Source organism: Lyngbya sp. CCY1209 (genome assembly GCF_035615495.1).
GTDB lineage: Bacteria > Cyanobacteriota > Cyanobacteriia > Cyanobacteriales > Microcoleaceae > Limnospira.
Genome location: NZ_JAJENU010000372.1, coordinates 1 through 6453, shown reverse-complemented (window position 1 = coordinate 6453; position 6453 = coordinate 1). Strand labels below are relative to the sequence as shown.

The following is a 6453-nucleotide window of genomic DNA, read 5'->3' as shown; positions in this document are numbered from 1 at the left end:
AGAAAGGCAAATGCAAATGGTGCGGGCAGCACTTCACCATCGAAGACCAATTGGAGACCGACCATATCATCCCTAGATGTCTAGGCGGAAAGGATGATTACAAAAACCTCCAACTGCTGCACCGCCACTGTCACGATGTCAAGACTGCTATAGATGGTAGTCAAGGCAAGAGTCGTACTCATAACAACGAGACGACTGAACTAGGAGCCGTGTGAGGTGAAAGTCTCATGCACGGTTTTGAATGGGAGGGAGAGAAGGAAACTTCTCTCTCGACCCCTAATGGTACGACAGATTTATTGCCTTTTGTAGACTTTTGTTTCGCAACTTTAATAATTATAGGGATTTTGGGGTGTCTGAAACCGGTTCGCCAACACAGAATTTAGAATCAAACCGGGCGTTCGTCCATATTTCCGTTTTGAGTCGGGAGTTAATTGAGGGGTTGGAGGTGCGATCGCGCGGCCGATATTTGGACGCGACAACGGGCGGCGGGGGACATACGGGGTTGATTTTGACGGCGGCGCCCGAGGTGCGGGTGACGGCCATCGATCGCGACCCGGAGGCGATCCGGGCGGCTCGTTCCATTCTCTCAGAAACCGTTCCCGATGGATGCGATCGCGTGCAATTTTGGCAGGGCAATTTTGCCGACTATTCCCCGTCCGAACCCTTTGACGGCATCATCGCCGATCTGGGGGTCAACTCCCACCAACTCGACACCCCCGACCGTGGCTTCAGTTTCCGCCATAGTGCGCCGCTGGATATGCGGATGAACCCCGGCGACCCCCTCGACGCGGCCGAAATCGTCAACACCTGGGACGAAAAGCAACTGGCCGATTTATTTTATATCTATGGGGAAGAACGATTTTCTAGAAGAATCGCCCGCCGCATCGTGGAAAAGCGGCCCTTCCGAACCACGGACCAACTCGCCAATGCGATCGCGGCTTCGGTGCCCGGAAAATACCGCCACGGCCGCATCCACCCCGCCACCCGCAGCTTCCAAGCCCTGCGGATCGCCGTCAACGGGGAACTCGACGCCCTGGATACCCTTTTGGAAAAGGCCCCCGGCTGGCTGAAACCGGGGGGGCGCGTCGGCATCATCAGCTTCCACAGCCTCGAAGACCGGCGGGTGAAACACGGGTTCCGGAATTCTCCCGAATTGCAGGTCTTGACCAAAAAACCCGTCGAACCCCAAGCGGACGAAATCGCCCGAAATCCCCGCGCCCGGTCGGCCAAACTCCGATTTGCGATGCGAGTGTCGGAGTGAGTCCGTTTGGCCAACTCCCAAATTCTTTAAAATTCGCTGTCGGGAAAGGCGGTAAGATGATTAAGATGCCTGATTGATTCATCTAGGAGTAGCGTATCGCATGAGTCGGGGAGAAGGTCGCAAGCTGAAACTGATGGTCGTCGATGACGAACCCGATAACCTAGACTTATTGTTTCGGACGTTTCGGCGGGACTTCAAAGTTCACAAAGCCGACAGCGCCCTGAAAGCGCTGGAAATTCTGGATCAAGAAGGCGAAATGGCGATCATCATTTCCGACCAGCGGATGCCGGAAATGAACGGAACCGAATTTCTCGGCAAAACCGTCGAACGCTTTCCCGATACCATTCGCATCCTCCTGACCGGTTACACCGATGTCGAAGATCTGGTGGAAGCCATCAACTCCGGCCAGGTTTTCAAGTACATCACCAAACCCTGGAACCCCGAAGAACTCAAAACCGTCGTCGGGCAGGCCTCCGACACCTACAAATTTTTCAAACAGCGCACCAACGCCCTCCGCCGCGCCCTGAAACGGGAGAGATTGTACAATGACGTGGTGATCGCCTTGCGGGAGTCCCTCGACTATTCGAGTATGCTGCAAACCATCTCGGAAACCGTCGGCGGGACTTTCGAGGCCAACGGCTGCCGGGTGCGGCCCGTGCAAAATGAGTCCCTGGCCGCGGAAGAATTTTCCTACCGCGCGGAAGGGGAAGCCGGGGAAGAGTGGCCGGAAAACAGCGAAGCGCTGATGCAGGCTGCGGTGGAGCATCGCAGCACCCAGACCGACGAGGCGGGGGATGCCATGACCCAAGTGGTGGTTCCCCTCACCTACCAACACGACCTCCTCGCGGTTTTGGCGGTCTACCGCAACAATCCCCTCCTCCCCTGGTCCGAAGAGGACATCAAGTTGCTGGAAGTGGTTTCGGAACAAGCGTCCCTCGCCCTCTCCCAGGCGAGGCTGTATCAGCGGACGGTGGAACTCGCCGAGCAGATGCAGAACGAGCTGAAGGTGGCCCGCCAAATTCAGATGAATTTGCTCCGCCAGAGTTGGCCGGAGTTCGAGACGGTCAAGTTGCAGGCCTGCTGCTACCCGGCTCGGGAGGTGGGGGGCGATTTCTTCGAGGTGTACGTCCACTCCCAGGGGGATATTTGGGTCGCCCTCGGGGACGTCTCCGGGAAGGGCGTCCCGGCGGCGCTGTTTATGGCCAGCGCCATATCCGTGTTGCGACGGGAACTCTCCCAGGACACCTCCCCGGAACCTGAGCAGGTGATGCACAATCTCAATCACATCCTCTCGGATGATTTAATTGGGAACAATCACTTTATTACAATGGTTCTGGCGCGTTACACGCCCTCGACCGGACAGTTGGCCTACGCCAACGCCGGACACATCTACCCCCTTGTCTGGTCGCACCGGGAACTGATCGAGCAGAATTCCGGAGGGGACGGGGTGACGGTGGAACCGATTTTTATCAAAGATCGGGGCATCCCTCTGGGGATTTTACCCGCGTGGCGGGGGAAGGTGGGCAGTCTCGACCTGTCGCCCGGAGATACTTTGCTGCTCACCAGCGACGGAATTACCGAGGCGACGGTCTTACAACAGGGGGCCGACGGCAATTCGTCCCGCGCCATGTTGCAACAAGAGGGGTTGTGGCAACTGTTGAAGCGGCAAACCGGCCCGATCGATTTGGAGGCTCTACTCGCCTCCATCCGCGAACACAACACGGTTCAAGAGGACGATCAAACCATACTCTCTCTGGAGGTCATGTCGATTGATGATAACTGAGCTACAGGTGCCGAGCGATATTCGGTTTTTAGCAGTTGTCGAAAACTGGCTGTTGAGCAGTTTGGAAGTTGAGTTGGGGGACTCCGTGGATTGGCCGCGCCAGTCGAATCGGTTTCGCCTCGTCCTCGCCGAAGCTTACTCCAACGTCATCCGCCACGCCCACCGCGATCGCCCCGAATTGCCGGTGATCGTCCGCTTGGAACTTCTCCAGAGCGACATCCGCCTGGAAATTTGGGATCAGGGTGAGGGGTACGCGATGAATGACTACGACCCGCCCAAGCCGGAGGATAAACAGGAAAACGGCTACGGCTGGCTGATCATGAACCGCCTTATGGACCGGGTGGACTACAAGTTGCAGGTGGACGGCCGCAACTGTTTGAAGTTGGAGGCGAGTCTGCCGCCTCAAGAATCCTAATGGTTCCCATAGGGAAATTTTAATTTTTGTAAATTTAGGTTGCTTCCTCCGGGGAAGGCCGCGTAATAATACAGGGCAAGTTTGACAGAGCTGATGTTTGAGGAAACTGCCGTGAATTCTCTCTTTCCCCTTGCCCCCCGCTACCGCTTGGATGACGAACTGCCCTGGCTCGAAGGGATCGACCCGTCCCGCCACTATTGGATTCGGGTGAATGGAGAGGAAGAATCGATCGCGACCATCCCGGGTTTGAACGTGAGTTCCCACGAGGCATTTCGCGAAGCCATCCTCGAATGGCGATCGCTCCAACCGGGCCGGGAGATGACCTTTGAACGGGCCGCGGGAGAGTTGACGATCCACTGCATCAGCGAGAACTGCTTCGCGATCGCCTCTTCTATCAACGGCGCCCCCGTCTGGCATCTGTTCGATCGCGAAACTTTGGAAAGCTTTTTGATGACGGCCCATCCCGACTGGAAATGTGCGCCGAAGGACGTGGAACTGGGACGGAAAATGTTGGCCCGCTCCCTGCAACTCTCCATCGCTTCCTAATCAATCTCGATTTTGGTGGTATTTCGTAAAGGGACGCAGATTTAACATCTCCTGGGGAGATGCCAGGAGCCTGACCGTCGTCACCGCGATTTTTCGGTCCGCGTTGAGGACGAACTGCCACCCGACGTTGACGCTAAATAGGGACGTTTTCACCCGTCCGAGCACCTGGACTAACAAGCGATCGCCCTCCAACGGCTCGATCCGGACATCTTTGGGCTGGAGTGTCATCCCCTTGGCTTCCGCTTGCAAATAGGTCGCGATCGCTTCGGGTCCGACTGCGGTTTCTTCCAAGGGTGCCTCCAAAACCCCGTCTTCACAAAACAGGGCGGCGGTGTCCCGGAACCGTTCCCCGTTCATCGTTTCAAAATAGCGCCGGACCGTCTCTTCTTCGAGATCGGCGAATTCCAATATCGTTTCCGTGGAATTGGAAAGGGTCTGGGATGTCATAAACATTTCTCCTATTATTGTATGGCACTAAGCATCTCGGTTCGGACATTGCCAAAAGCTGGAAAGCCCTTGTCTCAAGTTTTAACTTGTGACGTTTGACTTTAAAGCCCGGTTGCTCCCTCTTAATTTTGAATTTTGAATTTTGAATTTTGACTTAACAAATAGGGTCAGCTATCTACAGCCAGATAACCAACCCACAAACTAAAACCTGGTTTTTTTGGTACAAAGCGAGCGATCTAGGCGAGGGGATCGATACCCATGTCGGCGGCGACGTTCCGCAGGACGGTGATCTGCTGGCCGAACTCCAACTGCTGGATGTTGGCCATCACCTGCTTGCCGCGGGTCGAGAGTTGGTATCCGTAGGGCATGGGGATGACGCTTCCTTCCTTCATCCACTCGGCTAACTGATACCAGAACGCCAGCTTCGTGTTGTTGGTGAGGACGCCGTAGGCGCGGCTGACGGGGGTTTTGGCTTTACCCGCGATGTCGCGCATGGCTTGCAGTTGGTCCTGCGGGGGCATCTGCTTGATGTCGTTGAGCAGGCCTTCGGCGAACTGCATACGGGCGGCTCCGGGTGCGGCGGGGGTGACGGTGCGGCCCATTTCGGTGTAGAGGAACCAGAGAACGGCCAGTTGTTCGTCAACCGTCAGACCCTTGAACTGCTGGGTGGTGCGGGCAACGGCGCTGGGGTCGCCGGTCACGAACGCATTGGAAAAAATGGTGGTTGCGGACTCGGTAGTGTAAGTCATGGTTGTTGTCCTGTGTAAGGGTGTTCGACTACCAACCCCGTGGGTTTGGCTTTGCTGGATGTTTCCTCCTTGGCTCCCATTATGTAACGTTCTGTAAAGAAATGCAAATAAAATTTGCATATATCCCCCTTCCGAAACAATAATGGAACTTTTTATGGTAGATGCGATCGAAAGCACCACACTTCACCCCCGATTTGTGGTAAACAGTTGATACCCTCCCGCCGGATCATGATTCCCCCTCTTTCCACCGACGCGATCGCGCAAAAACTCCTGACGCTGGGATTTCACAAAGTCGGCGTCGCCCCCGCAACGGACATCCCAACGGAAACTGCCCGGTTGCAGGCTTGGCTGGATGCCGGATATCAGGCGGATATGGAGTGGATGGCGAATCCCAAACGGCAGGATATATATAAAGTGATGCCGGAGGTGCGATCGGTTATCTGCGTGGCCCTCAACTACTACACGCCCCGCGATCGCCCCGAGGGGGAGGAGTACGCCAAAATCTCCCGCTACGGCTGGGGGCGGGACTATCACCGGATTTTGCACAAAAAACTGAAAGCCTTCTGTCGCTGGTTGCAGGGGCAGGGAGAGGGCATTCAGGCGCGATATTACGCCGATACCGGCCCGGTTCAGGATAAGGTCTGGGCGCAGCGGGCCGGACTGGGTTGGATCGCCAAAAACGGGAATTTGATCACGCGGGAATACGGATCTTGGGTATTTTTGGGGGAGGTATTGACGAATTTGGAACTGGAACCGAACCGCCCCCACACGGAACATTGTGGCACTTGCACCCGCTGTATTGAAGCCTGTCCGACGGATGCGATCGCACAACCGTTTGTAGTGGACGCGAACCGCTGCATCGCCTACCACACCATCGAAAATCGCGCCGAAATCCTACCCGAAAATATTGCAAAAAATCTCAACGGCTGGGTTGCCGGGTGCGATATTTGTCAGGATGTTTGCCCTTGGAATCAACGATTTTCCAAGCCCACGGATGAAACGGGATTCGAGCCTTATCCTGACAACGTGGCGCCGACGTTGGCGGAACTGGCGGATATTTCCGATGAGGAGTGGGATAGGCGGTTTACGGCGTCGGCGTTGCGGCGGATCAAACCGGCGATGTGGCGGCGGAATGCGAGGGCGAATATGGATGTTGAGAGGGATGGATAGCGATCGTCAGGCCCCCAAACCCCCAATTCTGGGGGCTTTGAGCGGATGGAATGGCTGCCCCTATGGCGCCCATTGTCAGGCC

8 protein-coding genes are annotated in these 6453 nt (G+C 56.0%); 6 read left to right on the top strand and 2 right to left on the bottom strand.

Annotation, left to right across the window (positions count from 1 at the left end; genetic code table 11):
- From LKE08_RS10545 to LKE08_RS10525, 5 genes are all read left to right on the top strand, one after another.
- Positions 1–215, top strand: a 215-nt coding sequence (locus LKE08_RS10545; RefSeq protein ID WP_324704178.1) for an HNH endonuclease signature motif containing protein, incomplete at its 5' end; no start/stop codon positions are given.
- Positions 216–349: 134 nt separating this feature from the next.
- On the top strand, positions 350–1261 hold the full coding sequence (gene rsmH / locus LKE08_RS10540; protein ID WP_324704177.1) for a 16S rRNA (cytosine(1402)-N(4))-methyltransferase RsmH: 912 nt from the start codon (positions 350–352) through the stop codon (positions 1259–1261).
- A gap of 100 nt (positions 1262–1361) precedes the next feature.
- Positions 1362–3044, top strand: a complete 1683-nt coding sequence (locus tag LKE08_RS10535) for a SpoIIE family protein phosphatase (protein ID WP_324704180.1) — start codon at positions 1362–1364, stop codon at positions 3042–3044.
- On the top strand, positions 3034–3459 hold the full coding sequence (locus tag LKE08_RS10530) for an anti-sigma regulatory factor (protein ID WP_324704179.1): 426 nt from the start codon (positions 3034–3036) through the stop codon (positions 3457–3459). The genes LKE08_RS10535 and LKE08_RS10530 overlap by 11 nt, the downstream gene beginning before the upstream one ends.
- A gap of 111 nt (positions 3460–3570) precedes the next feature.
- Positions 3571–4005 (top strand): hypothetical protein, encoded by a 435-nt coding sequence (locus tag LKE08_RS10525; RefSeq protein WP_324704176.1) that lies wholly within the window; start codon positions 3571–3573, stop codon positions 4003–4005.
- Here LKE08_RS10525 and LKE08_RS10520 read toward each other — a convergent pair whose 3' ends face one another.
- Both LKE08_RS10520 and LKE08_RS10515 read right to left on the bottom strand, forming a co-directional pair.
- Entirely contained in the window at positions 4006–4452 is a 447-nt protein-coding gene (locus tag LKE08_RS10520) for a nuclear transport factor 2 family protein (RefSeq protein WP_324704175.1), read from the bottom strand.
- Positions 4453–4688: 236 nt separating this feature from the next.
- Entirely contained in the window at positions 4689–5201 is a 513-nt protein-coding gene (locus LKE08_RS10515) for an orange carotenoid protein N-terminal domain-containing protein (RefSeq protein WP_324704174.1), read from the bottom strand.
- A gap of 228 nt (positions 5202–5429) precedes the next feature.
- On the opposite strand from LKE08_RS10515, the gene queG reads away from it, so the two are divergent.
- On the top strand, positions 5430–6371 hold the full coding sequence (queG, locus tag LKE08_RS10510) for a tRNA epoxyqueuosine(34) reductase QueG (RefSeq protein ID WP_324704173.1): 942 nt from the start codon (positions 5430–5432) through the stop codon (positions 6369–6371).
- Positions 6372–6453 lie beyond the last annotated feature (82 nt).